Origin of the sequence: Bradyrhizobium sp. USDA 241, from assembly GCF_049739505.1 — a bacterium.
Lineage (GTDB): Bacteria > Pseudomonadota > Alphaproteobacteria > Rhizobiales > Xanthobacteraceae > Bradyrhizobium > Bradyrhizobium liaoningense.
This window is the reverse complement of the sequence record NZ_JBMGPZ010000005.1, coordinates 1,738,455-1,764,437: the sequence shown is the minus strand read 5'-3', so window position 1 is coordinate 1,764,437 and position 25,983 is coordinate 1,738,455. Positions and strand designations below refer to the sequence as shown.

Genomic DNA, 25,983 nt, shown 5'->3' with positions numbered 1-25,983 from the left:
CATTAATATTCCTGTAAAAGACGACTCCCACTGGAGGAGATTCGTCGTGTCACTACGGAAACCAACCAAGGCGTTGCCGAACATGGCCGAGGCAGACATCGCAATCGTTCGTATTGCCCCGGAGAGCAGCTTCAAGAACAAGGCGTATGACGCCTTGAAGGAAGCCATCCTCAAGATGGACATCTACTCGACGCCCGAGCCGGTGATGCTCGACGAGCGCGCATTGTCCGAGAGGCTTGGCGTCAGCCGCACGCCGATCCGCGAAGCGATCGCGATGCTCGAGCAGGACGGTTTTGTGAAGACGGTGCCGCGCCGCGGCATCATGGTGGTGCGAAGGACCAAGAGCGAGATCGTCGACATGATCCGCGCCTGGGCGGCGCTGGAGAGCATGGCCGCGCGCCTCATCACCACCACCGCACGCAAGAAGGACATCACGGCGCTGCGCGACTTCTTCAAGGATTTCAGCAAGGACCGCCTGCCCGAGGATCACGTCGAGGAATATTCCCGCGCCAACATCGCCTTCCACCAGGCGCTGATCTCGCTGTCGGAATCGCCGGTGCTGGTCGATCTCACCAACGACCTGCTGCTGCACGTGCGCGGCTATCGCCAGCTGACCATCGGACGCAAGGACCGCACCGCGACGTCGCTGCCCGAGCATCTCGGTATCATCGAAGCGCTGGAAGCGCGCGACACCGAGCTCGCCGAGAAGCGCGCCCGCGATCACACCCTCGGCCTTGCCGCTTACGTCGAAGCGCACGGCCAGGAACTGTTCACGTAGCTCTTCATCTAGCAAACGTTCACCAGAAGGGCGAAGCACTCGCCCCAGTACTGAGACCAGGGAGACAAGGCCCATGCTGAATACCGCGACCAAGTCCGAAGCACCGGGCACCGAGCAGGAACTGACGGATGGTTTTCATCTCGTCATCGACGCGCTCAAGCTGAACGGCATCAACACGATCTATAATGTGCCGGGCATCCCGATCACGGATTTGGGCCGCATGGCGCAGGCCGCCGGCATTCGCGTGATCTCCTTCCGCCACGAGCAGAACGCCGGCTACGCCGCAGGCATTGCCGGCTATCTCACCAAGAAGCCCGGGGTCTGCCTCACGGTCTCGGCGCCCGGCTTCCTCAACGGTCTCACCGCGCTCGCGCATGCCACCACCAACTGCTACCCGATGATCCTGGTCTCGGGCTCCTCCGAGCGCGAGATCGTCGACCTGCAGCAGGGCGACTACGAGGAGATGGACCAGCTCGCGATCGCGAAGCCGCTGTGCAAGGCGGCCTATCGCGTGCTGCACGCCCAGGACATCGGCATCGGTTTTGCGCGCGCCATCCGCGCCGCGGTCTCGGGCCGTCCGGGCGGTGTCTATCTCGACCTGCCGGCAAAGCTGTTCGGCCAGGTGATGAACGCCGAGGCCGGCCGGAAGTCGCTGGTCAAGGTGATTGACGCTGCGCCCGCGCAGATCCCCTCGCCGGCTTCAGTGAAGCGCGCGCTCGACGTGCTCAAGAGCGCGAAGCGCCCGCTCATCATCCTCGGCAAGGGCGCGGCCTACGCGCAGGCCGACGAGGAGATCAAGAGCTTCGTCGAGAAGAGCGGCGTGCCCTTCCTGCCCATGAGCATGGCCAAGGGCCTTCTCCCCGACACGCATCCGCAATGCGCCGGCGCGGCCCGCTCGACGGTGCTGAAGGACTCCGACGTCGTCATGCTCATCGGCGCGCGGCTGAACTGGCTGCTGTCGCACGGCAAGGGCAAGAGCTGGGGCGAAGCGCCGAAGAAGTTCATCCAGGTCGACATCGAGCCGAAGGAGATGGACTCCAACGTCGAGATCGTCGCGCCCGTCGTCGGCGACATCGGCTCGGTCGTCTCCGCGTTCAACCAGGCGCTGGCGTCGGGCTGGACCGTCCCGCCCGCCGAATGGACCAAGGCCGTCGCGGCCAAGCGCGAAGAGAACGTCGCCAAGATGGCGCCGAAGCTCATGAACAACAAATCGCCGATGGACTATCACGGTGCGCTCGGCGTGCTGAAGAACGTCATCAAGGAGCACCCCGAGGCGATCCTCGTCAACGAAGGCGCCAACACGCTCGACCTCGCCCGCGGCGTCATCGACATGTACCGCCCGCGCAAGCGTCTCGACGTCGGCACCTGGGGCGTGATGGGCATCGGCATGGGCCAGGCGATCGCAGCCGCGCTCGAGACCGGCCATCCCGTGCTCGCAGTGGAAGGCGACTCGGCCTTCGGCTTCTCCGGCATGGAGGTCGAGACCATCTGCCGCTACAACCTTCCGATCTGCGTCGTCATCTTCAACAATGACGGCATCTATCGCGGCACGGATGTGAACAGCGCCAACGCCGACCCGGCGACCACGGTGTTCGTCAAGGGCGCGCGTTACGACAAGATGATGGAAGCCTTCGGCGGCGTCGGCATCAACGCGACCTCGCCGGACGAGCTCAAGCGCGCCGTCAACGAAGCCATGACGTCCGGCAAGCCGACGCTCGTCAACGCGGTGATCGATCCGGCTGCGGGCTCGGAGAGCGGCCGCATCGGCAACCTCAATCCGCAGAGCGTTCTGCAGAAGAAGAAGTAAGTCCACCCCTCAACCCAATATTCCCTGCCGGGTGCAGGGGCAGACCAAGAGTACGGAGCAACACGATGACCAAAGCGCTCGAGGGCGTTCGCATTCTCGACTTCACCCACGTCCAGTCCGGGCCGACCTGCACGCAGTTGCTGGCCTGGTTCGGCGCCGACGTGATCAAGGTGGAGCGTCCGGGCGTGGGTGACATCACCCGCGGCCAGCTGCAGGACATCCCGAACGTGGACAGCCTGTACTTCACCATGCTCAACCACAACAAGCGCTCGATCACGCTCGACACCAAGAACCCCAAGGGCAAGGAAGTCCTCACCGAGTTGATCAAGCAGTGCGACGTGCTGGTCGAGAATTTCGGCCCCGGCGTGCTCGACCGCATGGGCTTTCCCTGGGAGAAGATTCAAGCGATCAACCCGAAGATGATCGTCGCCTCGATCAAGGGCTTCGGCCCCGGACCGTACGAAGACTGCAAGGTCTATGAGAACGTCGCGCAGTGCACCGGCGGCGCCGCCTCCACCACCGGCTTCCGCGACGGTGTGCCGCTCGTCACCGGTGCGCAGATCGGCGATTCCGGCACCGGCCTGCACCTGGCGCTCGGCATCGTCACCGCGCTCTATCAGCGCACCCACACCGGCAAGGGCCAGCGCGTCACCGCCGCGATGCAGGACGGCGTGCTCAACCTCTGCCGGGTCAAGCTGCGCGACCAGCAGCGCCTCGCCCACGGGCCGCTCAAGGAGTACAGCCAGTTCGGCGAAGGCGTGCCGTTCGGCGATGCCGTGCCGCGCGCCGGCAACGATTCCGGCGGCGGTCAGCCCGGCCGCATCCTGAAGTGCAAGGGCTGGGAGACCGATCCCAACGCCTACATCTACTTCATCACCCAGGCCCCGGTCTGGGAGAAGATCTGCGACGTGATCGGCGAGCCCTCGTGGAAGACCGATCCGAACTACGCCAAGCCGGCTGCGCGCCTGCCGCGTCTCAACGAGATCTTCGCCCGCATCGAGCAGTGGACGATGTCCAAGACCAAGTTCGAGGCAATGGAGATCCTCAACAAGGACGACATCCCCTGCGGCCCGATCCTGTCGATGAAGGAGATCGCCGAGGACGAGTCGCTGCGCGCGACCGGCACCGTGGTCGAGGTCGACCACCCCACCCGCGGCAAGTACATCTCGGTCGGCAACCCGATCAAGCTGTCGGACTCTCCGAGCGACGTGCAGCGCTCCCCGCTGCTCGGCGAGCACACCGACGAGATCCTGCGTTCGGTGCTGGGCTTCAGCGACCACCAGGTCGCCGAGATCCACAAGTCCGGCGCGCTCGACCCGCCGCAGAAGCAGGCCGCGGAGTAAGCCAAGCCGCATCGAGTATGACGAAAGGGCCGCCCGAAGGGGCGGCCTTTTTGCTTGCTAGCGCCGTGCCATCACAGGCCTCAATTAAAAAACTGAAAAACAACCCCATGCACAGTAGCCAACCCTTTGACCCAGAATAGATTTCGTATTTTGCGAAGTCGGTTTGACGCGTCGGGCAAAACAGGGGTATTATGCCATCATCCGAAGAAACAATGTCGTGCCTGAAAAATAGCAATTCGCAGCGCTGGCCATAGTCGCAAGGAGAAACTACCTAATCGTGCCGGCGTGGATCGCGAGATGCTGAGAGCTCTCCGAGCTGCTCGCGAAAGAACCGAGCTATGCGGGAAACTGGGTGATGACGGAATGAGATAGGCGGCGTATCGAGGCGGGTGTCGAGCCTGCCAGAACCTCAAGGAGAGCGATACGCCATGAACGAGCATAGCAACATTGTCCCACTGCGTCAGCCCGATGAGATCGACGATCCACTGACGAATATTTTGCGATCTGGAGCTCGGCAGCTGCTTGCGCAGGCTGTCGAGATGGAAGCCGAGGCGTTTCTCGCCGCGATGAAGGGCTTGAAGCTTCCCGATGGCCGCGACCGCCTCGTGCGACACGGCCATGGTCCAGTGCGGACGATCCAGACGGGGATCGGCGCCGTCGAAGTCGCCCGGGTAAAGATTCGCGATCGCGCGGTGACCAGCGATGGCGAGCGGATCCGCTTCACCTCGGCGATCCTGCCGTTGTGGGCACGGCGCACGAAGAGCTTGGATGCACTTTTGCCGGTTCTGTACCTGCGAGGCATCTCGACGGGCGACTTCCAGGAGGCGCTGGCGGCGCTCTTGGGCAAGGATGCGCCGAATCTTTCTCCGGCGGTGGTTTCCAGACTGACGACGGAGTGGCAGCTCGAGTACGAGCGTTGGCAGAAGCGCGATCTGTCGGCGCGCCGGTACGTATACGTGTGGGCGGACGGCGTCTTCCTGCAGGCTCGCATGGAAGACCACAGCGAATGCATGCTGGTGCTGATCGGCGCGACGCCGGAAGGCAAGAAGGAACTCATCGGCTTCCAGGTCGGCGTGCGCGAGAGCACGCAGAGCTGGCACGAACTGCTCGTCGAGGCGAAAACCCGAGGGCTGAAGATCGCCCCGGAAATCGCCGTCGGTGACGGCGCGCTCGGCTTCTGGAAGGCGCTCGACGAGGTCTTTCCCGCCACGCGACATCAGCGGTGCTGGGTGCACAAAACCGCGAATATCTTGAACAAAGTCGCAGTGTCGGTACAGGCCAGCATGAAGAAGGACCTGCGCGAGGTCTATTTGGCGTCCAACCGAGCTTCGGCCGAAGTGGCGATCGATGTCTTTGCCGAGAAATACGGAGCGAAGTACGACAAGGCGGTCGAGTGCCTGACGAAAGATCGCGACGCAATGCTTGCGTTCTACGAATTCCCCGCCGAGCATTGGGACCACTTGCGGACGACGAATCCCATCGAAAGCGTGTTCGCGACGGTCCGGCACAGAACGGTGCGCACGAAAGGTTCGTTATCGTCAACGACTGCCAAGTTGATGGTGTTCAAGCTGCTCTGCGCCGCATCAAAGACCTGGCGGCGGCTGAAAGGCACAAATCAGTTGCCGAAGGTCGTCGCAGGTGTCAGATTCGAAAACGGCATCGAGGTCATCCAAGTGCCGGAAAACCACGCCGCCTGATCGCCTCGTCACCCAAAATCCCGCATAGCTCGAAAGAACCTGGCTACCGCCGCATTAAACTCGCGATGAAAGCCTGCCCGGTCGAATCCCGCTGGCGTGTCAGTGCAGATGCGCGGGACGGCCGCCGCGAGCTCCGGCGAGCAAGGTGCCAGGAATGCATAGTGGCCGGCCGCCGCGACGTGGACCTCAGGCTTGCCCGGCAATACCTCCGCGACGCGCGCCGTGCCCGAACCGTCGCCGACGCCAGGACCACCGAACTGCGACCGCCAGAACTGGAAAGGCACCTTAACGGCGGCGAGATTCTCCCGCGTCAGGACCGTCGGCGGAGGGTCGACGATCACAGCGGTGCGGATACGCGCATCCTGTATCGGATCAGGCGGCGTCTCGCCATTGTGAAGCTGTGCGCAAGCGCCGGTCGTCTCCTTACAGAGGCTGGCGACCCTTGCGAAATCCGGCTCGGTCCCCATCAGCACGAGGCCGGTAGAGCCACCGAGCGAGAACCCGAAGAAGCCGACTTTGGCAGGATCGATCGTCGCCCTGTCCTTCCAATCGTTCAGCATGAAATCAAGCAAACGAACAACGTCCCTCGGGCGCGATCCCCACACAGACAGGGTGTCGCGCCGCGAGGAGTCACTGTATGTGTCGCCTGGATGATTGATCGCCGCAACGATGAAGCCGGCATCGGCCAGCGCCTCCACTGTGTCATGATGTTGGCCGAACCATCCGCCACGGCCGTGCGAGAAGATCACCAACGGCAGCTTTGTGCCAGTAACGGGACAATCCTTGGAGCCTTGCAAGTTGAAATCGGCACCGACAGAAAGACGGCCAAGCGCCACATGCGTCGGCTCCGCCGCGCAAGGATACCAGATCGCGCCTGACAGCGACGGATCGGCGTCGAGCAGCTGAATGCCCGCAGCCTCGGCCGGCGAACCAAGACAGCAGAGCGTGATGGCAAAAGCCCAGAGCGTGCTGCGCAACGGAAGCCCCCTGATTTCCCGCAAGAGTTGAACGAGAAAATGATAGCGGAATTGTGGTTTCGGCTTGTCAAGCGCGCGCACCTTGCCACCGCTGTTGGCGTTGGGGCAAACTACCGCAAGAAGTCAGGGCTATCGCATATGACTGGTGGCGGCCTGCGCGCACGCCTCGCCCTTCGAGACGGCGCTCACGCGCCTCCTCAGGATGAGGCTAATCGGCGTCAGTGCTCGTTGAAGCTGCTGCCGCGCACTCCGTCCTCATCCTGAGAGCCTGACGCAAAAAGCGCAAGAACGCTTTCAAGGTCTGGCCAGTCGGCGAATTAGGCCCCTCAGATGGGCGATGAGCAGCCATGCGAGCTCGGTGGCGGCCGAGCCTTCGAAGTCTTTGGACAGGCGCCGGCATCTGCCGAGCCATGCAAAGGTACGCTCGACGACCCAGCGCCTGGGCAGGAGCTGGAAGCCTTTGACTCCGAGCGGTCGCTCAACGATCTCGATCGTCCACGGCCCACAGCCGGAGAGTGCGTTGACAAGCTGTTTGCCGCGATAGATCCGGTCGGCAAAGACATGCTCAAGCCTTGGGAAGCGGCCTCGCAAGTCCTCCAAACAGGGGAACGGCACCATGGACGTCCTGAATGTTGGCGGGATGAACATATGCAGCCAGCAGAAAGCCGTTGGTGTCGGTCACGATATGGCGCTTGCGCCCATGGAGACGCTTGCCGGCGTCGAATCCACGCGGCCCGCCGGCCTCCGTTGTCGAGGCCGTCTGACTATCGATGACGGCAGCTGTCGGTGTGGGCTTTCGTCCTAGCAGGCTGCTGCAAAACTGTTCTCGACGGCGATAATGACCTGTGATTCCGTGGAAGTGAAGGCACGGGGAGATTTGCATGCGAGGACGGGACGACCAGTCGGAAGGTTTGTTCGCATATGTTCGGCTTGAGGGGCGGATTCCGGCGGATCACCCATTGCGGGCGATCCGGGGATTGGCGGATGAGGCGCTGGGTTCGCTGAACAAGCGTTTTGATAGGCTTTATTCCTCGACGGGGCGCCCCTCGATTGCGCCAGAGATGCTGCTGCGGGCGACGCTGTTGCAAGCCTTCTTCTCGGTGCGCTCTGAGCGAATGTTGGTGGAGCAGATCAGCTACAACCTGTTGTTCCGCTGGTTCGTGGGGCTGCCGATGGACGCGGAGGTTTGGCATGCGACGGTGTTCACCCACAATCGCGATCGGCTTTTGGAGGCGGAGGTGGCGCGCGAGAGAGCTGGCCCCGCAAATTCGGACAGTAGCTTGAGTGGATTTTCTGCCTGACAGCGGCGAGGATTCTTGCTGCGAATCAGGAGCGAAGATGACGAAGAAGAGCCGCCGGACGCATTCTCCGGCATTCAAGGCGAAGGTTGCTTTGGCTGCGGTCAAAGGCGACAAGACACTGGCGGAGCTGGCGCAACTGTTTGATGTTCATCCGAACCAGATCACGATCTGGAAAAACCAGCTCCTGGAAGGCGCCGCCGGCGTGTTTGGGCATGACAAGACATCGGCCGAGACGCCGGTCGATTTGAAGGCGTTACATGCCAAGATCGGCGAGCTGGCGTTGGAAAACGATTTTTTGTCCGGCGCGCTCACCAAGGCGGGCCTGCTGAGCGCAAAGCGATGATCGACCGCGATCATGATCTTTCTATCGTGCGCCAGGCGAAGGTCCTGAAGCTGGCTCGCAGCACGGTCTACTATGAACCTCGGCCAGTTTCGGCCGAGGACCTTGCCTTGATGCGTCGGCTCGATGAGCTGCATCTCGATTATCCCTTCGCGGGAGCGCGTATGCTGCGATCGTTGCTGCGGCGGGAGGGCGTATACGCCGGTCGCCGCCACATCGCGACGCTGATGAAGCGCATGGGGATCGAGGCGGTCTATCGTCGCCCGAACACGAGCAAGCCGGCTCCGGGTCACAAGATCTACCCGTACCTGTTGCGCGGATTGAAGATCGAGCGGCCCGACCATGCGTGGGCAATGGACATCACCTACATTCCGATGCGGCGTGGCTTCGTCTATCTCGCGGCGGTCGTCGATGTGTTCAGCCGACGGGTCCTGGCCCATCGCGTCTCGATCACAATGGAGGCGGCCTTCTGCGTCGAAGCGGTCCAGGAGGCGTTGGCGAAGCACGGCAGGCCCGAGATTTTCAACACGGACCAGGGCAGCCAGTTCACCAGCCTCGAGTTCACCGATGTGCTGCTGGACGCGAAGATCGCCATCAGCATGGACGGCAAGGGCGCCTGGCGCGACAACGTGTTTGTCGAGCGGCTCTGGCGCACGGTCAAATACGAAGAAGTTTATCTCCGCGCCTACGACAGCGTGTCCGAGGCGCGAGCGACAATTGCCAAGTATCTGGCCTTCTACAATCAGGGACGCCCTCACTCGAGCCTTGACGGGCGCACGCCCGACGAGGCTTACTTCGGCACGCAAGCTATGGTGATGGCCGCATGACCGTCGCCGACGAAGCCCCGCGTTCAGCATAACCCGGCAGGAATCCACTTAAATCCAGCGGGGCGCTGTCCAAACAACCGGGGCCAGCTCTCACTTCTCGGTCGACGGGACACTGATCGATGCCTGGGCGTCGATGAAGAGCTTCCGACCGAAGGATGGCTCTGGCGAGCCTCCGGCGTCGGGCCGCAACGGCGAGCGAAACTTCCATCAGGAAAAGCGTTCGAATGAGACCCATAGCTCAACCACTGATCCCGACGCCCGGCTCTATCGCAAGGCGGCTGGCCGTGAGAGCCGGCTGTGCTTCATGGGGCATGTTCTGATGGAGAACCGCAACGGGCTTGCAGTCGATGCGATGCTGACACACGCGACGGGGACGGCGGAACGAGAAGCGGCGCTGACCATGGTCGATCGTCGGAAGGGCAGGAGGAGGAAGCAAAAGCGTCGCATGACGCTGGGCGCGGACAAGGCCTACGACGCGACCTCTTTTGTCCAACATTTGCGTAAGCGCGAGGTGACGCCGCACGTTGCGATCAACGGCACGGTCAGCAAGCATGGCGTGGTCCGCAAGACGGCGGTCGATGGCCGCACCACGCGGCATGCGGGCTACGGGATCAGCCAAATCTCGCGCAAGCGGATCGAGGAAGTGTTCGGCTGGATCAAGGCGCAGGCCGGCCTCGATCAGGTCAAGGTGCGAGGACTTGCCAAGGCCAACGCGGTGTTCACGTTTGCGGTCGCTGCCTACAATCTGATCCGCATTCCAAAACTACTGGCTCCAGCCATCGCCTGAGACAAGGCGACAGCGTTCCAGCTCGTTTGTCCGACATCCGATCTCGACCCGCCCCTGCAAAACGACTTAAATCACACGAAAGCGAGACTTCTTCAGCAGCCTGCTAGTTTCCGACGCGCCTTCCGAACCAAGGCTTCGACGATCTCCTGCCATCTACCCGTGTCGCGCCAAGCGTAAAAATAGCCCTGCACCGTCGAGTATGGCGGGAACTCCTTCGGCAAGGCTCGCCATTGGCAGCCGCTCGACAGAATATAGAAGATTGCCTGCACGATCTCGCGTAGGTCGACCTCCCGCGGCCGGCCCAATCGCCGGCGCGGCGGCATCTTCCGGGCGATCAACGCCCATTCTGCATCGGTCAGATCACTTGTGTAACGCAGCCCACTGCGCTGATACTGGAGACGAGCGGCTTTGGTCCACGGCATGGTGTCCTCCCTCGAATCTTTGCAAATCCGAAGGAATCACAGGCCCGCCAAAACCGCTCACCCTTTTTCGGTCAGGCTCTGAGGAGCCCGCCTGAAGCGGGCGTCTCGAAGGATGGCCGCAGGGAAAGCTCTCAAATGCGATAGCCCTGCGCAAAAGGGAGGTCAGCATGTCACTGCTCGGCAAGGCCGCCGTTGCGATGTGGTGGAGCGTTCGCCCGGAACAGCGCAGCGAGTTCAGCGACTGGCACTCGCATGAGCATTTTCCGGAGCGGATGAGCATTCCCGGCTTCCGGCGGGGATCGCGCTGGAGCAGCACGACGGATGCCGAGGGCTTCTTCGTGCTCTACGCTGGAACGATATGAGGTGCTCACGTCGCAGGAATATCTCGACCGGCTCAACGCGCCGACGCCGTGGTCGAGGAAGATGATGCCGCATCATCTCGGCATGGTCCGCAGCCAGTGCCGGATCATCGCGAGCTTTGGCGGTGGCGTGGCGGCCTCGCTTGCGACCCTCAGGCTTTCGCCGCAAGCTGGACGCGCTGCAGAGCTGCAGGCGCACCTCCTCGATACGCTCGGCGCCCTTGCGTCGAAACCGGGACTGACGGGCGCTCACCTCCTGCTGACCGATACACCGAAGACGGGTTTGCCCACCACGGAACAGCAGATCCGGGGAAAGGACGGCGCCGCCGACTGGATCGTGCTGCTGTCGGGTTACGACGCCGATGCCGTCGAGCGTGCCGTGATCGCGCAGTTGGCGTCCTCGGTGCTTGATGCGGCGGGCGCTCAGAATCAGACGGAGGGCCGCTACCGGCTGGCGTTCACGATGACGCCACAGGACGTGGCGGCGATTTGACATCGAAGTAAGGCCGGCCGCCGCCTGCCTTCGGCGAAAGCCCGCCAGCGCGGGCGGCTCTTCCTGGCGCAACTAACGCTTGAGCTCTCTGATGAGGTTCGCCAACCGTGGATCGTCAGGCCGGAGGAGCGCCAGTCGCTCGGCATAACCCAGCGCGGCCGCGATGTCTCCCTTCTCCCTGCTGATGTTCAAAGCGGCTGAAAGCAGCTCCATATTGTTCGGATGACCCCGCAGGCTCTGGTTCAGCACAGAAAGCGCATCGTCACGCCGACCGATTCCGTTCAGTCCTACAGCATAGACGTAGGCGTACCGCATTTGGCCGGGGTCAAGAGAGGCAGCCCGACGCAGCTCGTCGAGGGCCTCCTCGCTGCGCTTCTGGCGCACGAGTGTCAGACCAAGCGCGTGGTGGAGAGATGCGTCCTGCGCCGACGCGGAAAGCGCTTCTCGCAGGATTTTCTCCCCGTCACTGTCGCGTCCGAGTTGCCGGTACAGGTCGGACAAGTTGACGGCGGCCGCCGCAAACGAGGGATCGAGCCTGAGGGCGGCGCGGTATTCGGCTTCCGCCGCGCCGGGATTGGCCTGGCGCAGGAAGAAGTTGGCAAGCGCCGTTCGCGAATCCGGCCGATCAGCATTCAGCTTCTGCGCATCGACGAATTCGGCAGCCGCCCGCGCGAACTTGTCGCGATCGGCCGCTGGCTGGCGCGCTGGAGGCACGGCGGCCAGAAGTTCGGCGGCGCGAATGCGCACACCATGCACGGGATCGCGCAGCTGCGGCGAGACGACCGGCCAGAGCTGATCGGCGGGCGCTCCTTCGAGCCGATCGAGCCCGCCGAGCCTCACGAGCGGATCGGAATCGGAAAGCCCATGCCGGATCAGATCGAGAATCGGTGCCGGAAGCTCCGCCAGCGCGCTGGCCCGGACGATACCGGGAACGTCAGCCGATTCAGCGACTGCGGCAAGTTGCGCTTGCGCGTCGGCAGCTTCGCTCCAGGCAGCATGAAACGCACGCGCATAGGTCTGGTGGCCCCGCCGCTCCGGCCCGAACCAATCCTCGATCTGATGCGCTGCCCAGGCCGCTGGCTTGTCGCGATGACAGTCGTTGCACGCATTCGGTGCGCCCGTCTGCTCCGAGAGATCGGGACGCGGAACGCGGAAGCCGTGGTCGTGGCGGCGATCGAGGATCATGTAGCGGCGCTCCGGCATATGGCAGGCCGGACAGCCCAGCGGCGGCGAGACATGGGCGTGGTGCCGGTGCGCCACGGATTCATATTTGGCGGGCGTATGGCACTGCGAACAAACGCCGTCTCCGGGCGCCTTCAACGTTGCGCTGTGCGGGTCGTGGCAGTCACTGCAGGTCACGCCCTTGGCGAACATCCTGCTCTGTTTGAACGGCGCGTAATTGTAGGTCTCCTCGTCGTCGCGCATCTGGCCGTCGGCATAAAAGCGGTGTCGGTCGAGCAGCGATACGCGGTGTGTGTCAGAGAGCGGTCGGCCCGGTATCCAGTCTTCCGAAAGCTGCCCGCGGCGCGCGTGGCAGCGCCCGCAGGTCTCGACCTCCTTGCGCAAGCCAGGTGGCGGCGCGCTGCGTACCGGCGTCAATTTGCCCGCGGATGCGGCCCAGGTGATGCCGGTGCGCTCGTCGAAGCGCACCTGCAGGCCATCGTCAGGGCCGCGCGCCGCCGGGTTGGTACGAGCCCAGGTGACGTGGCGCGAGCCAGCGCCGTGGCACGCCTCACAGCCGACGCTGATCTCGGAAAAGGTGGTCGCGAAGCTGTCCCGGTCGGCATTGTAGCCCTTGTTCACGTTCGTCGAATGGCACTCCGCACACATGAAATTCCAGTTCTGGTTCAGCTTCGTCCAGTGCAGGGAATCGCTGCTGGTGACGGCGTTGTCCGGGTAGAGATGAAACCAGCGCTGACCGCCCTGCTGTTTCGGCCGCGTGTCCCAGGCGATGGACAGAGCCTGGACGCGGCCATCCGGGAATTGGATCAGATATTGCTGCAGCGGATCGATGCCGAATGTGTATTTCACCTCGAAGGTCGCGAGCTTGCCATCAGGCCCATCGGTCTCGACCAGGAACTTGTCTTTCTTGCGAAAGAAGCGCGAGCGGGTGCCGGCATAGTCGAAAGTCGCGTCGTTGAAATCGCCGCGCACGGACTGCGCCGTCGCATGATCCATGGCACGGCGGTGCTGCGAGGTCCGCCAGAGCCTTGCTTCCGCTTCGTGACAGCCAGCACAGGATTCGCTCCCGACGAAGGCCCATTCGGCAGGCGCTGACGTCTGGACGGGAGCCTTCGATGGTTCGAACCACAGCAGTCCGCCGGCGATCGCGGCAACAACTGCGCTCGCGCCGAGGATCCAGCGCCTCGCAGCGCCGTGAGGGACTTGCAGCGGCTGCGGCCCGGACTGCACTGGTTCGGGCGCTGGCGCCTTGCCGAGCTTGTCGCCCTTGCGGTTCTTTCGCGAGCCTCGTGTCACGTCCGCTTACCGCTCCAGCCGTTCCGCCACTCGGCTTACACGTGAAGGTCATTGTCGTGAAGCGCAATTCTGGTTTCGCGCGCCAGATCGACGAGGGCGGCGCTGAACATCAGCATGGCCGCCATGAACAGGATCGCCACGCCGTATTCGTGTGCGATTTGCAGGAGCGCACTGACGAATGCGACGAAGATGATGAGCGCCGTGAGGATCGCTGCGACGACGGAGCAGAACAGCGACCGGTTCAGAAGCCGCGGCAGATCGCCTTTCAGGAAGACTCTTGCAGAATCGCCTGCGGGAATACCGTTAATGAACTGCGAGCGGTCGATCACTCGGTTAACCCGTGAGATCACGACCGAGATGAACGCACCGACCGCGCCGAGCAGAAATGCCGGGGCAGCGACATTGGCGATGATGCGGCCAAGTTCGTCGATCGAAGGGGTGATTGGGATCAGATCGGTTACGCTTTGCATGTTGCCGCCGTTCGATGCGGTGCCGCGCGCGTCGTCACCGCAGCGGTTCGACCTTGGCGGCCATGTCCGGCGCGCGGCTCACCCGATAGCTCGCATTGCTGCATCTGAGCACCCAGACCGCATGATCGGCCCTCGAGTGCGCGGTGTCCTTCGTCGCGCCGAGCGCCTTGTCACACGTAAACCCTTGCGACCGGATCTGTGCGGCGAGCATGTCCTGCACCGTCTCCGCGCCCTGCGCCACAGCGCGGCCGACAGTCGGGGCGTCGATCAGTGCAAGCGCTGACAGGAATATCCAACGGCCGTTTGTCATGAGCTTCTCCGATCGTGCATCGCATGCATTTGGCCGACGGCAAGCCGGTTGGCTTCCCGTCGGTCTTGCGCCGAACTATCGGCGAACACATTCCTGAACGAACTTGACCCGGTCCACCATGCCAAGTCCCTTTGCCTCGGCATCCTTGCGGCAACCCTCGCGCTTGTCGATCCGCAACTGGATCTTCTCGACCAGGTTGAGGCCGATATTGCTGGAGACCTGGGGTTCCGCCGAGCCCATTTTTCCGGCATCCGCAGACGGGCCGTCGCCGGCCGCACGCGCGGCTTCCTCCATCCGCTTGATATCAGCCGGGCTCAGCTTGGGTCGGTCGATGTCCAGGGCGATCCTGTTGATCTTGCCGGTGAAGGCAAACGGTGCCGCGTAGTCGTTGTCGTCGACCGGCGTGCCGGTGTCCGAACCGATGTCCAGTGCTTCGTCCCATTGCAGGATGAAGGGAAGCGTGTGCTCCATCTTCTCCGTCGCCACCACATTGCCGTCGACCTTCAACGTGCCGGTGCCGCCCTTTCCGATGCCGCTGTAGTCGCCGAACAGCATCGTCGCTGTGCCGAGACCGTCATACGCGAAGGCAAACTCGATCACGTGCTTGCCGGGCGTGAGCTCCGTCCCCTCCCAGCGCACGCGCTTGAGGTCGACAAGGTTCCAGGTAAAGACGGCCTTGTTCTTGAGGACATAGAACCCATACCCGCCGAAACGGCCGCCCTGGGTGATCAGCATGCCCTCGGCACCGCCCTGAGGAATCTCGATGTCGGCCTTGAAGACATAGGACGCATTGAGCAGGCTCGGCGCGTCTCCGTTCGGCGTGCCGGTGAGCGGGCGCGTCCAGACGAAGCTCGTCCGGCCGGCGCTGAGACTCGGGCGCGGCAAAATAAGCCTGGTAGCCACTGAGCTGTCGAGCGGCAGCACCTGATACTTCTCGGCTTCCTTCCAGAACAGCGCCTGCAGCTCCTTCAACTTGTCAGGATACTTGGCGGCGACATCCTCGGCCTGCGTCCAGTCGTTCTTCAGGTCATAAAGCTCCCAAGGGTAATCGGCCAGGCTTGGCAGCTTGACGCCTGCAGTCACCCAAGGCGGTCGCAACACCTTGGTCGAGGCGATCCAGCCGTCATTGTAGATCGCGCGATCCGCAAACATTTCGAAATACTGGGTCTTGCGGGTCGACGGCGCGTTCGCATTGCTGGCGTCGAACGTATACATCATGCTGACGCCCTCAATCGGGCTCTGCTTGATACCGTCGACGATGTCAGGCTGCTTGATCTTCGCGGCCTCGAGGATCGTCGGCACGACGTCGATGACGTGGTGGAACTGGCTCCGGATGCCGCCCTTGTCCTTGATCACCGCCGGCCAGGAGATTGCCATACCCTGCCGCGTGCCGCCGAAATGGGAGACGATCTGCTTGGTCCAGGAGAACGGCGTGTCGAAGGCCCAGGCCCAGCCGATCGACATGTGGTTGTAGGTACGGTCGGTGCCCCAGACGTCGTAGAAGTACTTGAGCTGCTCCTCGACCGACGGGTTGATCTGGTTGAACATCGCCACTTCGTTGGGCGTGCCGTTCGGCTGCCCTTCGGCGCTGGTGCCGTTGTCGCCTTCAATGTAGATGATCAGGGTGTTGTCGAGCTTGCCGAGATCGTCGATCGACTGGATCACCCGGCCGATTTCGTTGTCGGCGTAGGCGGCAAAAGCGGCGAACACCTCCGCCTGACGGATAAACAGCTTCTTCTCGTCGGCGGAAAGCTGGTCCCACTCCTTGATCAGGTCCTTCGGCCACGGCGTGAGCTTTGCGTTCTGCGGGATGACGCCGAGCTTCTTCTGGTTGTCGAAGACTGTCTCGCGCAGCTTGTTCCAGCCCTGGTCGAACAGGTGCATGTCGCCGATCTTCTTCACCCACTCCTTGGTCGGATGATGCGGCGCATGCGTCGCGCCGGGCGCGAACTTGATGAAGAACGGCGTGTCGGTCGACAGCGCGTTCATGCGGTTCACATAGTCAATGGCGTCGTCCGCCATCGCCGTCACCAGATTCCAGCCGGGATTTCCTTGGTAGGGATAGATTGCCGTGGTGTTGCGAACGAGATTGCCGGGCTCCCACTGATTGGTATCGCCACCCATGAAGCCGTAGAAATATTGAAAGCCCATGCCGGTCGGCCACTGGTCGAATGGGCCGGCCTGGCTCGCCTGGTATTCCGGCGTGTTGTGGTTCTTGCCGAACCATGCCGTATGATAGCCGTGGTCGGTCAGGATGCGGCCGATCGTGGCCTTGTCCTTGGTGATGATGCTGTCGTAACCGGGGTAACCGGTTGCCTGCTCGGCAACCACGCCGTAGCCGGCGGAATGATGATTGCGTCCGGTGATCAGCGCGGCGCGCGTCGGCGAGCAAAGCGCCGTTGAATGGAAATTGGTATAGCGCAATCCGCTTTGCGCGATACGGTCGAGTGCAGGCGTTGGAATGACGCCGCCGAATGTGCTTGGCACGCCGTAGCCGGCATCATCGGTGATGATGAGCAGCACGTTTGGTGCGCCCTTCGGCGGCACCACGCGCGAGGGCCAGAAAGGTGTCGAATTGCGCGCATCGCGCTCGATCTTACCGCCGAATTTCTGCGGAGGCGGCGGCAGCTGATCGCCGGGAATAGTGATGGTCGCCGCAGGCGATCCGGGCGGCGGCGCAGCTTGTTGGACTTGTTGTGCCAATGCTGGCGCCGAAATCGCAAAGGTCAGTGAAAATGCGACAAGAAAGAAAGATCGGGCAGTGCTCATCGCAATTCCTCCCTTCAAATGAGGCGCCATCATTTTCCAGCGACCAGAAAAAGGCTTGATATGGATCAACAGATCAAGATGACGGATCAGAAGCGGAGACGTTGGAGACAGAGGAGCGGCGTCCGTAAATTCCCGGGAGCGCATCTCAATGCCCGTTGGTATCATAACGCTGCAGTGTTGTACCGTTACCACATCTGGCTGCCAAATATTCCCGGCGCAACGGAAGCTATGGCCTGCCCCTCGCCTGGATCATACTATCAGCAACAAATCAGGCGCTCCCAGGAAGCTGATCTGGTGTTTCGGGAGGGGTCACCATGCGAGTGACGAACGCGTTTGCTGGCATTGCATTTGCGGCCTTTGCATCGATACCGGCGATAGCCTTGGCCGATGAAAGCGGCATCAGCTTCTGGATTCCCGGCATGTTCGGCAGCCTTGCTGCGACGCCTCAGCAACCGGGCTGGACGACGGCTGCGATCTACTATCACACCTCGGTGTCCGCCGGCGGCGACGTGGCGCGTGCACGCGAAATCCAGATCGGCCGCATCCCCGCAAACTTGACGGCCACGTTGAACGCGAACCTCAACGCGAATGTGGATCTAGTACCCGGAATCAGAGCTGAGTGATACGGCGGCCTTTGAAACGGCGTTGACGGACCTTTTTCTTGGTCCAGACGAAGGGCTCGGCTCTGTCGTTGTATGCGTTGACGTAGGCATCGATGTGTTCCTGAAGCTGCTTGAGGCTCGTGAAGGAGGTGCCGCTGAGCGACTGCCCCTGCAAGATGGAAAACCATACTTCGACCTGATTGAGCCATGACGCACTTGTCGGCGTGAAATGAAATTGCACGTTGGGGTGGGCCTTGAGCCAGTCCTCGTTCTTTTTATGGGTGTTGAGGTTGTCGAGGATGACGTGAAGCTTGCGGTTCGGAAAAGCCGCGGTGACGCTGTTCATGAAATCGAGAAACTCGACGCGGCGCCGGCGTTTTGAATGGGTCGCGATGATCTTTCCGGTGGCGACTTCGAGCGCCGCAAACAATGTTGTGGTGCCATGCCGCTTGTAATCGTGGCTTTGGCCGGTCAAGGCGCGGCCATTGGGCAACTTCAGATAACCCTGCGCTCGCTCCAAAGCCTGGATCGAGGGCTTCTCGTCCACGCACAGCACAATGGCCTTCGCCGGCGGCGCGACATAGAGGCCGACAACATCGGCGGCTTTGGCCGTAAAGTTCGGGTCGTTGCTCTCGCACCAGGACTTGCGAGCCACCAGGTCAATCTTGTGGCTGCGCAGGAACCGCCAGACATATTGGACATCGACATCGCCCAGCGCCTCGGCCAGCAGGGGGCCGGTCCAGCGCGCAAACCCTTGCGGTGGCGGCTTATCCAGCAGCTTCAGAATCCGCTTGTCGGTCGTCTTCGTATAGATCGGCTGCTTGCCAGGCCGCGGCTTGTCTTGCAGCCCTTCAAGGCCATGGTCGGCATAGCGATGCCGCCAAAGGCTGACAATCCGCGGCTGGACCCCAACTTCCTTGGCGATCGACCGGGTGCTGCGCCCATCCGCCGCCAACAGAACTATCCGCGCCCGCTTCAAATCGCGCTGCAACGTCACCGGTGAGCGACAGCACGCCTCAAGCACCTTGCGATCTTTCCTCGAAAGGTGGACTTCTCTTGCTTCGGGTATCATCCCGACCTTGAATCACGACTCACGTTCCAAGAAAAGTGGGTACTAGGGATAGCTTCTGCATCATACCCGCTTTTAGAACGCCTATAAGCTACGCCATGGTTTGGTCGCAATCCAGACCTCCGTCGCCCGTTGGAATCCGGATATGCGTTCAATTAAATCGGCGACCAAAGTCGGCCGCGCACATAGCATCGCCGCAGACATAGCATGTTTGGGCACGAATAGGAACGATCGTTCCTAGAACGATCATTCCGGCTCAGTTCCCATATCGCCATGGATCTCAAAGAGATCATGGCTGTGAACTTGCGTCGGAAACGCCACGATCTACAAATGACGCAGGAGGAACTGGCCGAGCGCGCGGGTCTAAGTGCCCGTTACGTCGGCGCCATCGAGCGCGGCGATGTATCCGCAAGCGTCACCGTGCTCGGGCAGATTGCTGAAGCATTGGGGGTCGAGCCTGGGGACCTGCTCAAAAGGGCTGCGCGGCTTAGCAAATCGTAGGCCGCATCAGGCCGACCGCGAAGCGCCCCGCCCGGCGGACCGGACGGGGCTTGGTGGAGTGGCCCTACTCGCCAGTCTTGCGCGGCCGCGAGCAGAGCAGCGTGTAGCCTTCACCGCCTTCGTCATCGAACAGGTTCGCGTAGATCGGCGCGTTGAACGAGGGGTCGTCGAGCTTGAGCGAGAGGTAGTCGCGGCCTTCCTCGGAACGCTTCGACCAGGCCGCGCCGATCTCCGCGCGCCCCACATAGATGCGGTGGCTGGGTGCGTTGTCGTTGGACCGGTTGGTCTCGGCGACGATGCGGACGCCCTTGGTTTGCAGGCTCAGGGTGACGATCTCGCCCTGGAAATCGTTGCCGACCTTCTTGAAGGAACCGATGTTAGCCATGTCACTTCTCCTGTTGTGTTTCGAGCCCGAGACCACCGCGGCCTCGATGGCGATCTAGGGCCGAGGACGATCGGCGACGCACCCGCACGGGCCGGAGCGCGGCGGAGGACGTCGTTGTGGCGACTTTCTTGTCTCGCGAGGAATGGGCGAACCCCAGGGGAAGAAAGTCGCATCAACGGCGTTGCGGCTTAGACGATCGAGGCGAAGCCGGTCTTCGGCCAGATCAAGCCATCAACGAAGCCACGTGGGTCGCGTGCTGAACCACAATCTCTGGAGAAGCGTGGCTATCCCGGTTGTTTGCGAACAAGAGGTCGGAACGATTCAGCGAGAAAAGAGAAACAATCTGCTGCAAAGGGCGGTATCGTCTCCGAAGAAACGATCGAGACATCGCCGCTCCGCCTCAGTCTTAGTTGACCGTACAAAATGGGTGCGATTTGGTCTAGGCACTCCGACTGCCCCTCCCCCCTCATAAGCCGATCATCTCTCGTTCAATGCGCCGATCTACGTGAGTCTGCTCGACGACGAGTGCGCTGAACGGTCACGCCTCGCGCGTGGCAGCCGGAAGAACTGGTTGTGACGGATTCTCCACCACCCCGGCCAGTTCGAACGGGCGGGGCTCAGCAAAAACGATCAAGCGCATCCACGCTGTTCCGCCAACACAGACCGCACCCGGGCAGGCGAAGATCTCACGCCAAGCCAGCGAGGGCATGCCGATCTGGGACAGGGCGAACGCCACATGAAAGCCGGCGACGGCAGCGGAGACAGCAAATGCGGTCGCGATGGCGATGGCGATGCGCAAGGTCAAGGACGGGGTAATGGCAACGGCGACCTGACCCAAGGACGAGCGTCAGTGCGCCGCCCGCCGTTGCGATAAGCAGCGCACCAATGAGGCCGGCGCCGCTCTGAAACGCCGTCATTCCGATACTCAGTGCGACGAAAAACGGTAACGCATACACAGCGAGCGCAAAGATCGCCCAGCAGAACAAGCCGATGCCGAGTGTGTTGAGAACAAGCCCAAGGCCGAGCATGGTGGTGGCTCCATGTGCATGAATCTAGCCCGTCTTATTCGTAAGAGTGCGCCTGAGGGCTGGCGAGCGTGGTGTAAAGCGCTGATGCGGCGTAGGATTCGGTTGCGAAGCCACCCCATCACCTTCAACCGCGAACGCCACGCCCGCCATGACCGACGATACGATTCCGCCCTTCTCGTTTCCAGCCGTTCACGCCAAGAAAGTCACAGCTGCCTTCGATGGCGGTCGCCTGACCTCGAACGGGGGCGTGATGCTTCTGGCGATGGCCGAGCGGCGTCTCGGCTTGGCCGACAATCTGGCCCGGGTGTTCCCGGATCGGCGCGATCCGACGCGGGTCGTGCACAGCCTTGTCGATATGTTCCGCGCGCGCATGTTCGCGATCTGCTGCGGCTACGAGGACGCCGACGACCTCGATCATCTGCGGTCCGATCCCGCATTCAAGCTGGCCTGCGGACGGCTGCCGGACACGGGCCGCGATCTGTGTTCCCAACCGACGCTGTCGCGGCTGGAGAATGCTCCGCGCCTGCGCGACGTGATCCGACTGACCTACATTTTGGTCGACGCATGGATGGATAGCTACCCGCGCGAGCCGGCATCCGTCACGCTCGACATCGATGATACCTGCGATGTCGTCCACGGCCATCAGCAGCTCTCGCTGTTCAACGCTCATTATGACGAACGCTGCTTCCTGCCGATCCACGTCTACGACACGGAGAAGAGCCGTCCCGTGGCGGTCGTGCTGAGGCCCGGCAAGACGCCGGGCGGCGTCGAGGTGCGTGCCCTTCTGCGCCGCCTGGTACGGCATATCCGCACGCGGTGGCACAACACGCGAATTACGTTCCGTGGCGACGGGCACTATGCCCGGCCGGAGGCCATGGCGTGGTGCGAGACCAACGGCATCGACTACATCTTCGGTCTGTCCGGCACCAAGCCTCTCGCCAGAAAAGTCGACGAGGTCGCCGACGACATCCGCACCCGACGCGCCATCGAGAACCTGCCGGTTCTGCGTGGCTATACCGAGACGCGCCACAAGGCAAAGTCCTGGGATCGCGAACGGCGCACCGTCGCCCGTATTGAGGCGACGATGCTCGGCCTCGACATCCGTTTCGTCGTCACCAGCCTCGATGTCGGCTCGGCCGAGTGGATCTACGACAGCCTGTATTGCGCGCGCGGCCAAGCCGAGAATCTGATCAAGCTGCATAAGACGCAGCTCGCCTCCGACCGCACCAGCTGCCGTTCGGCGCTCGCCAACCAGGTCCGTCTCGTGCTCCATACGGCCGCTTATTGGCTGATGCTGACCGTGCGCGACGCCATTCCCAAAGTCCGGGAATTGGCCGCTGCCGAGTTCGCGACGCTGCGTCTTCGGCTCTTGAAAATCGCCGCCCGTGTCGTCGAGACCACGAGCCGCATTCGCCTTGCGTTTGCCGCGGCATGTCCCGAAGCCGACCTGATCTGCGGCTTGCCCGGCGCGCTGCTGCCGCTCGGTCCTTGACCGGCGGGGCGTCCGCCCCCGTTCGCCCAACCCATCCCTCAAGCGCGTTGCAAAGTACCGGTCGTCAGGCGGCGAAAAGCCGAAGGCAATCCTGTGCGCCTCGTCAGACAAGATGTGCGGCCGCATCAATCGGGCCCAAAAGCCGCACTCTCACGAATAGGACGGGCTAGCGGTCGCGACTTCCACCACCACGGCGCAACCTGGAAATAGGATCGAAACGAGGCAGAGTTGCGGCGCATGCACCTCGCTCCAATTGTTTGGAGGTGAGAAGACGGTACTCACGCGCCGCCGAACCTCCAGACGGGGATGCCGAGCCGCTTCGCCTTGTCCGCGAGATTGTCCTGGATTCCCGTGCCCGGGAAGTGCATGACACCGATAGGCAGGAGTTCGAGCATGGCGTCGTTGCGCTTGAATGGGGCTGCCTTGGCGTGCTTTGTCCAGTCAGGTTTGAAGGCGATCTGAGGCACCTTGCGATTGGTCGCCCATTTGGAGGCGATAAGCTCCGCACCTTTGGGCGAGCCGCCATGGAGCAGGACCATGTCGGGATGCTTGACGTAAAACCTTGTCAAGGCGGTCCCAAATGAGGTGGTGGTCATTGAAGTCGAGCCCGCCGGTAAGTGCGATCTTCGGTCCTGCCGGCAACAAGACCTCGGTTTCAGCGCGACGCTTGGCTGCGATGAAGTCGCGGGAGTCGATCATTGCTGCGGTCAGCGTGCGGTGGTTTACCAGCGATCCTGATCGAGGGCGCCAGGACGATCCGGTGTGCGCTTCAAAGCGTTCGATGGCCTGGTCGCGGAAGAGCTCCAGGCAGTTGCGGCGCTCGATCAAAGTGATGCCCTCGGCCGTCAAGCGCTCGAGTTCGACTGATCGGACCTCAGAGCCATTCTGCTCGCGCTGGCTCTTCTGCTGCGCCTGTTCGTTGTCGTCGAGTTGGCGTTCGATGCGGTCGACGGCTCGATGGAACAGGTTGACAGTCGACCAGAGCAGATCGCCCAGGTCCGGCTCGAGCCGCGTGTCGCTCAATGTCGCGACCAGGGCGTCGAACACATCGGCGACGGCGCCAACGATCATCTTGCCGTCGGGAAGTGGTCGTGGGTCAGGCTGGTCGTCGAAGGGACGGTAGCCGAAGAGCTGTAGTTCGGTGAGGACGTGGTCAGTTGGAGAAGAGGTGTGCGGCGGTTCAACGTCGTCGTGGTCGATCATTGGAGGGACCCTTTGCCGGATCGGCCGCGCCCATCGCGGCCTTCGTGGCGATCCTCTGACGGCAGGCGGAACGGGCCAGAACCCGACAGGGCCGAAGCGACAGCAGAGGATGGCGGAGGCCGGCTATTTTGCTTCGCGATGCAAAGCGCGCCCGTTTGACGGCTGTTGTGTCTGCACATCGCCGGCGCGCGGCGGAAAATATCCGGACGCAGCCATTGTCGACCCGGGCCGCCTGCCGTCCGATCGCCCTCGAGAAGGCCGAGGACGCGTGCACCTTTCGGAGGCGGCCTCGCGATGATCGATCTGTCCACGCCGATCGAAGCACCAGAGCTATCCAGCGGTTACTGTCGACCGATGGAGGAAACGGACAAAGTCCTCTGGGGCCAATTGAAGCCGCATCGCTGCTCGAAGGGCATCGGAGCCGAAGATTTGCAGATCCTCGTTGAAGTCACCCAGCTGCGGCGATAGCGGGATCACCTCAATGTTAACAGCTTCCGCGCGTTGGGTGAGAATAGCCTGTGCGGCATCTCCAGCGGCATCGGCGTCACGTGCGATATAGAGCCGACGCAGGCCAGTCGGCAGCAACATCGCTGCGAGGTGACTGGCCGAGAGCGCGGCTGCCATCGGCAAGGTCGGCAACACGTGGCGCAGCGACAGCATGGTCTCGAGACCCTCGCCAGCAGCGAGCACATCGTCCACCACGCCGAAGCGAACGGCGTTGCCGAGCAGGTCGCCCATGGCCCGTCGTGGCGTGTCAAGAGGAGCCTTGCCAAGCCGCTTCCGATCGAAGTCACCTGGATCGAGCCAGGTGCGGTGCACCCCGGTGATGCGACCATCGAGATCCGTGACACGGGCGATCATCGCTGGCCAGGTCTCGGTCGGCGAATGCTCGTCGGCTCGATAGTAACATCGTGGGTGGAAGCGCAGGCTGCCATCATCGTGGATGCGGGATATTCCACGACGCTGCAAATATGTTTCCACCGCCGTTCCCCCAATCGGGTTGGATATCGCAAAGAGCCGGAGGGCGGCCTTCTGAGATCCTGCCGGCACTGTTGGACGAACGAGAGTTGGGGAAGATTGCCGCTCCGAACGAGGTAGCTTCAGAAAGCGTCTCGCCTCTTCGGCGACCTCGCGGAAACTGCGCAAGCCTAGGCTCTCGCGGATGATGTCGAGCAGATCGCCGTGTTCCGTGGTCGCAGCATCGATCCACTTGCCCGGTGGGCCTTTAGGTGCTTCTTGGAGTGGGAGTGTCAGAAGTTTTGTGTAAGAGCGTCTCTGTGAGGGGTTTGCGGGGTCAGCGGACTGACCCCATGGGGTCAGTCCGCTGAGCCTGCAAAGCGCTCGCCGAACTGGATGGCAAACTGGCCCATTGCGGCCGTCCATGCAACCGGTCGTCGCCAATGGATGCCGGCATTTCTGATGGCGAGGTAAAGCAGCTTCATCGCCGCCTCGTCGTTGGGGAAGCTGCCGCGTGTTTTGATGATCTTGCGCAGCGAACGGTTCAGCGCCTCGACCGCGTTGGTGGTATAGATCATTTTGCGTATCTCCGGCGCGAAGGCGAAGAACGGAATGACGTGCTCCCACGCCCGGCGCCAGGCCGCCCCGATCGCGGGATAGCGCTTGCCCCACTCGGCTTCGAAGTCCTCGAGCCTGAGCAGAGCGGCGTCGGCATTCTCGGCATGATAGATCGCCTTGATCGAGGGAAGGATCGCCTTGCGATCCTTCCAGGACACGAAGGATAGGCTGTTGCGGATCAAATGCACGATGCAGGTCTGGACCATCGCCTTGGGAAAGACGCTGTTGATCGCCTCGGGAAAGCCCTTCAGACCGTCGACGACGGCGATCAGGATGTCGGCGACGCCGCGGTTCCTCAGATCGTTCATGACCTTGAGCCAGAATTTGGCGCCTTCGGTTTGCTCGATCCAAAGCCCGAGCACGTCTTTCTCGCCCGATGCAGTGATGCCCAGCACGACGTAGACTGCCTTGTTCTTGACCATCCCCTCATCGCGAATCTTGACCCTGAGCGCGTCGAAGAAGACCACCGGATAGATCGCTTCCAGCGGCCGGCTCTGCCATTCGCGGACCTCGTCGAGAATCGCGTCGGTGACCTTGCTGATCAGATCGGGGGACACCTCGGTGCCGTAGAGCTCGGCCAGATGGCCCTGGATCTCCCGTACCGTCATGCCCCGCCCGTAGAGACTGATGATCTTCTCGTCGAAGCCGTCGAAGCGGGTCTGGCCCTTCGCGACGATCACCGGTTCGAACGTGCCGGCGCGGTCGCGCGGCACCTCGATCTCGATCTCGCCGTCGTCCGTCAACAGCGCTTTGCTGCTTGTGCCGTTGCGGCTGTTGCCCGACCCGCGGCCCGCCGGGTCGCCCTTCTCATAGCCAAGGTGGTGGGTCAGCTCCGCACCCAGTGCGCGCTCCAGAAGCGCCTTCTTCAGTCGTCTGAAAAGCCCGTCTTCGCCGGCTAAGTCTTCTGGCTTGAGGCTGCCCCCGGCAAGAAGCTGGTCCAAAATCTCAGGTGAAAAATCCGTAGCCATGT

At 62.4% G+C, this 25,983-nt stretch carries 20 protein-coding genes and 5 pseudogenes; 12 read left to right on the top strand and 13 right to left on the bottom strand.

What is annotated here, in order from left to right; genetic code table 11:
• Nucleotides 1–82 precede the first annotated feature (82 nt).
• The 4 genes from ABIF91_RS30265 to ABIF91_RS30250 all read left to right on the top strand — a co-directional run bounded on the left by ABIF91_RS30265 (nucleotide 83) and on the right by ABIF91_RS30250 (nucleotide 5,625).
• On the top strand, nucleotides 83–778 hold the full coding sequence (locus ABIF91_RS30265) for a GntR family transcriptional regulator (protein WP_162131044.1): 696 nt from the start codon (nucleotides 83–85) through the stop codon (nucleotides 776–778).
• A gap of 73 nt (nucleotides 779–851) precedes the next feature.
• A complete protein-coding gene (gene oxc, locus ABIF91_RS30260) occupies nucleotides 852–2,585 on the top strand; it encodes an oxalyl-CoA decarboxylase (protein WP_028177201.1) in 1,734 nt (577 codons plus the stop codon).
• Between the two features lie 65 nt (nucleotides 2,586–2,650).
• Nucleotides 2,651–3,928, top strand: a complete 1,278-nt coding sequence (gene frc / locus ABIF91_RS30255; RefSeq protein WP_028177202.1) for a formyl-CoA transferase — start codon at nucleotides 2,651–2,653, stop codon at nucleotides 3,926–3,928.
• Between the two features lie 428 nt (nucleotides 3,929–4,356).
• Nucleotides 4,357–5,625, top strand: coding sequence for an IS256 family transposase (locus ABIF91_RS30250; RefSeq protein WP_424578651.1), 1,269 nt, complete (start codon nucleotides 4,357–4,359; stop codon nucleotides 5,623–5,625).
• Nucleotides 5,626–5,633: 8 nt separating this feature from the next.
• On the opposite strand, the gene ABIF91_RS30245 is transcribed toward ABIF91_RS30250, so the two are convergent.
• Together ABIF91_RS30245 and ABIF91_RS30240 are read right to left on the bottom strand one after the other, a co-directional pair.
• A complete protein-coding gene (locus ABIF91_RS30245) occupies nucleotides 5,634–6,683 on the bottom strand; it encodes an alpha/beta hydrolase family protein (protein WP_245285616.1) in 1,050 nt (349 codons plus the stop codon).
• Nucleotides 6,684–6,896: 213 nt separating this feature from the next.
• Nucleotides 6,897–7,404: pseudogene (locus ABIF91_RS30240) on the bottom strand (IS5 family transposase); the annotation flags it as partial.
• 79 nt (nucleotides 7,405–7,483) lie between these two features.
• Between ABIF91_RS30240 and ABIF91_RS30235 the strand changes: the two are divergent.
• The 3 genes and pseudogenes from ABIF91_RS30235 to ABIF91_RS30225 form a co-directional block, all read left to right on the top strand.
• Nucleotides 7,484–7,849: pseudogene (locus tag ABIF91_RS30235) on the top strand (transposase); the annotation flags it as partial.
• A 91-nt stretch (nucleotides 7,850–7,940) separates the two neighbouring features.
• Nucleotides 7,941–9,070 (top strand): IS3-like element ISRj2 family transposase gene (locus ABIF91_RS30230; protein ID WP_424579830.1). Its coding sequence is split into 2 segments (ribosomal slippage): nucleotides 7,941–8,193 and nucleotides 8,193–9,070, totalling 1,131 coding nucleotides; the frame shifts between segments, so codons are not numbered across the junction.
• 82 nt (nucleotides 9,071–9,152) lie between these two features.
• Nucleotides 9,153–9,857, top strand: a pseudogene (locus ABIF91_RS30225) (IS5 family transposase); the annotation flags it as partial.
• Between the two features lie 113 nt (nucleotides 9,858–9,970).
• Here the strand turns inward: ABIF91_RS30225 and ABIF91_RS30220 are convergent.
• Nucleotides 9,971–10,279 (bottom strand): annotated as a pseudogene (locus tag ABIF91_RS30220) (transposase); the annotation flags it as partial.
• A 167-nt stretch (nucleotides 10,280–10,446) separates the two neighbouring features.
• Here ABIF91_RS30220 and ABIF91_RS30215 point away from each other — a divergent pair.
• Both ABIF91_RS30215 and ABIF91_RS30210 read left to right on the top strand, forming a co-directional pair.
• Complete coding sequence (locus ABIF91_RS30215) at nucleotides 10,447–10,641, top strand: hypothetical protein (protein ID WP_424579557.1); 195 nt, start codon at nucleotides 10,447–10,449, stop codon at nucleotides 10,639–10,641.
• Nucleotide 10,642: 1 nt separating this feature from the next.
• The gene (locus ABIF91_RS30210) at nucleotides 10,643–11,131 is read left to right on the top strand and encodes a hypothetical protein (protein ID WP_424579556.1); all 489 of its coding nucleotides are present in this window, start codon (nucleotides 10,643–10,645) and stop codon (nucleotides 11,129–11,131) included.
• A gap of 72 nt (nucleotides 11,132–11,203) precedes the next feature.
• Here the strand turns inward: ABIF91_RS30210 and ABIF91_RS30205 are convergent, their stop codons facing one another.
• The 4 genes from ABIF91_RS30205 to ABIF91_RS30190 form a co-directional block, all read right to left on the bottom strand.
• Nucleotides 11,204–13,309, bottom strand: coding sequence for a tetratricopeptide repeat protein (locus ABIF91_RS30205; protein WP_284280965.1), 2,106 nt, complete (start codon nucleotides 13,307–13,309; stop codon nucleotides 11,204–11,206).
• Between the two features lie 335 nt (nucleotides 13,310–13,644).
• The gene (locus ABIF91_RS30200) at nucleotides 13,645–14,079 is read right to left on the bottom strand and encodes a DUF2721 domain-containing protein (protein WP_063709778.1); all 435 of its coding nucleotides are present in this window, start codon (nucleotides 14,077–14,079) and stop codon (nucleotides 13,645–13,647) included.
• Nucleotides 14,080–14,113: 34 nt separating this feature from the next.
• Nucleotides 14,114–14,389, bottom strand: coding sequence for a hypothetical protein (locus tag ABIF91_RS30195; RefSeq protein ID WP_035676553.1), 276 nt, complete (start codon nucleotides 14,387–14,389; stop codon nucleotides 14,114–14,116).
• 75 nt (nucleotides 14,390–14,464) lie between these two features.
• On the bottom strand, nucleotides 14,465–17,158 hold the full coding sequence (locus ABIF91_RS30190) for an arylsulfatase (RefSeq protein ID WP_035676552.1): 2,694 nt from the start codon (nucleotides 17,156–17,158) through the stop codon (nucleotides 14,465–14,467).
• Between the two features lie 314 nt (nucleotides 17,159–17,472).
• On the opposite strand from ABIF91_RS30190, the gene ABIF91_RS30185 reads away from it, so the two are divergent.
• Nucleotides 17,473–17,781, top strand: a complete 309-nt coding sequence (locus ABIF91_RS30185) for a hypothetical protein (protein ID WP_424579555.1) — start codon at nucleotides 17,473–17,475, stop codon at nucleotides 17,779–17,781.
• Here ABIF91_RS30185 and ABIF91_RS30180 read toward each other — a convergent pair.
• Nucleotides 17,768–18,832, bottom strand: coding sequence for an IS630-like element ISRj1 family transposase (locus tag ABIF91_RS30180; protein WP_026192128.1), 1,065 nt, complete (start codon nucleotides 18,830–18,832; stop codon nucleotides 17,768–17,770). The two genes, ABIF91_RS30185 and ABIF91_RS30180, sit on opposite strands and share 14 nt — an antisense overlap.
• Nucleotides 18,833–19,102: 270 nt before the next feature.
• Here ABIF91_RS30180 and ABIF91_RS30175 point away from each other — a divergent pair, with 270 nt between their 5' ends.
• On the top strand, nucleotides 19,103–19,330 hold the full coding sequence (locus tag ABIF91_RS30175) for a helix-turn-helix domain-containing protein (protein ID WP_028181623.1): 228 nt from the start codon (nucleotides 19,103–19,105) through the stop codon (nucleotides 19,328–19,330).
• 64 nt (nucleotides 19,331–19,394) lie between these two features.
• Here the strand turns inward: ABIF91_RS30175 and ABIF91_RS30170 are convergent, their stop codons facing one another.
• Nucleotides 19,395–19,715, bottom strand: a complete 321-nt coding sequence (locus ABIF91_RS30170; protein WP_028181624.1) for a DUF736 domain-containing protein — start codon at nucleotides 19,713–19,715, stop codon at nucleotides 19,395–19,397.
• A gap of 538 nt (nucleotides 19,716–20,253) precedes the next feature.
• Complete coding sequence (locus ABIF91_RS30165; protein WP_424579554.1) at nucleotides 20,254–20,553, bottom strand: hypothetical protein; 300 nt, start codon at nucleotides 20,551–20,553, stop codon at nucleotides 20,254–20,256.
• A 338-nt stretch (nucleotides 20,554–20,891) separates the two neighbouring features.
• Here ABIF91_RS30165 and ABIF91_RS30160 point away from each other — a divergent pair, with 338 nt between their 5' ends.
• Entirely contained in the window at nucleotides 20,892–22,235 is a 1,344-nt protein-coding gene (locus tag ABIF91_RS30160; protein ID WP_424578699.1) for an IS1380-like element ISBdi2 family transposase, read from the top strand.
• 278 nt (nucleotides 22,236–22,513) lie between these two features.
• Here the strand turns inward: ABIF91_RS30160 and ABIF91_RS30155 are convergent.
• From ABIF91_RS30155 to ABIF91_RS30145, 3 genes and pseudogenes are all read right to left on the bottom strand, one after another.
• Nucleotides 22,514–23,438 (bottom strand): annotated as a pseudogene (locus tag ABIF91_RS30155) (DUF2493 domain-containing protein).
• Nucleotides 23,439–23,768: 330 nt separating this feature from the next.
• Nucleotides 23,769–24,821 (bottom strand): DUF7146 domain-containing protein, encoded by a 1,053-nt coding sequence (locus tag ABIF91_RS30150; protein ID WP_424579553.1) that lies wholly within the window; start codon nucleotides 24,819–24,821, stop codon nucleotides 23,769–23,771.
• Complete coding sequence (locus ABIF91_RS30145; RefSeq protein WP_038960272.1) at nucleotides 24,755–25,981, bottom strand: IS256 family transposase; 1,227 nt, start codon at nucleotides 25,979–25,981, stop codon at nucleotides 24,755–24,757. Before ABIF91_RS30145 ends, ABIF91_RS30150 begins: the two co-directional genes overlap by 67 nt.
• Nucleotides 25,982–25,983: the final 2 nt, after the last annotated feature.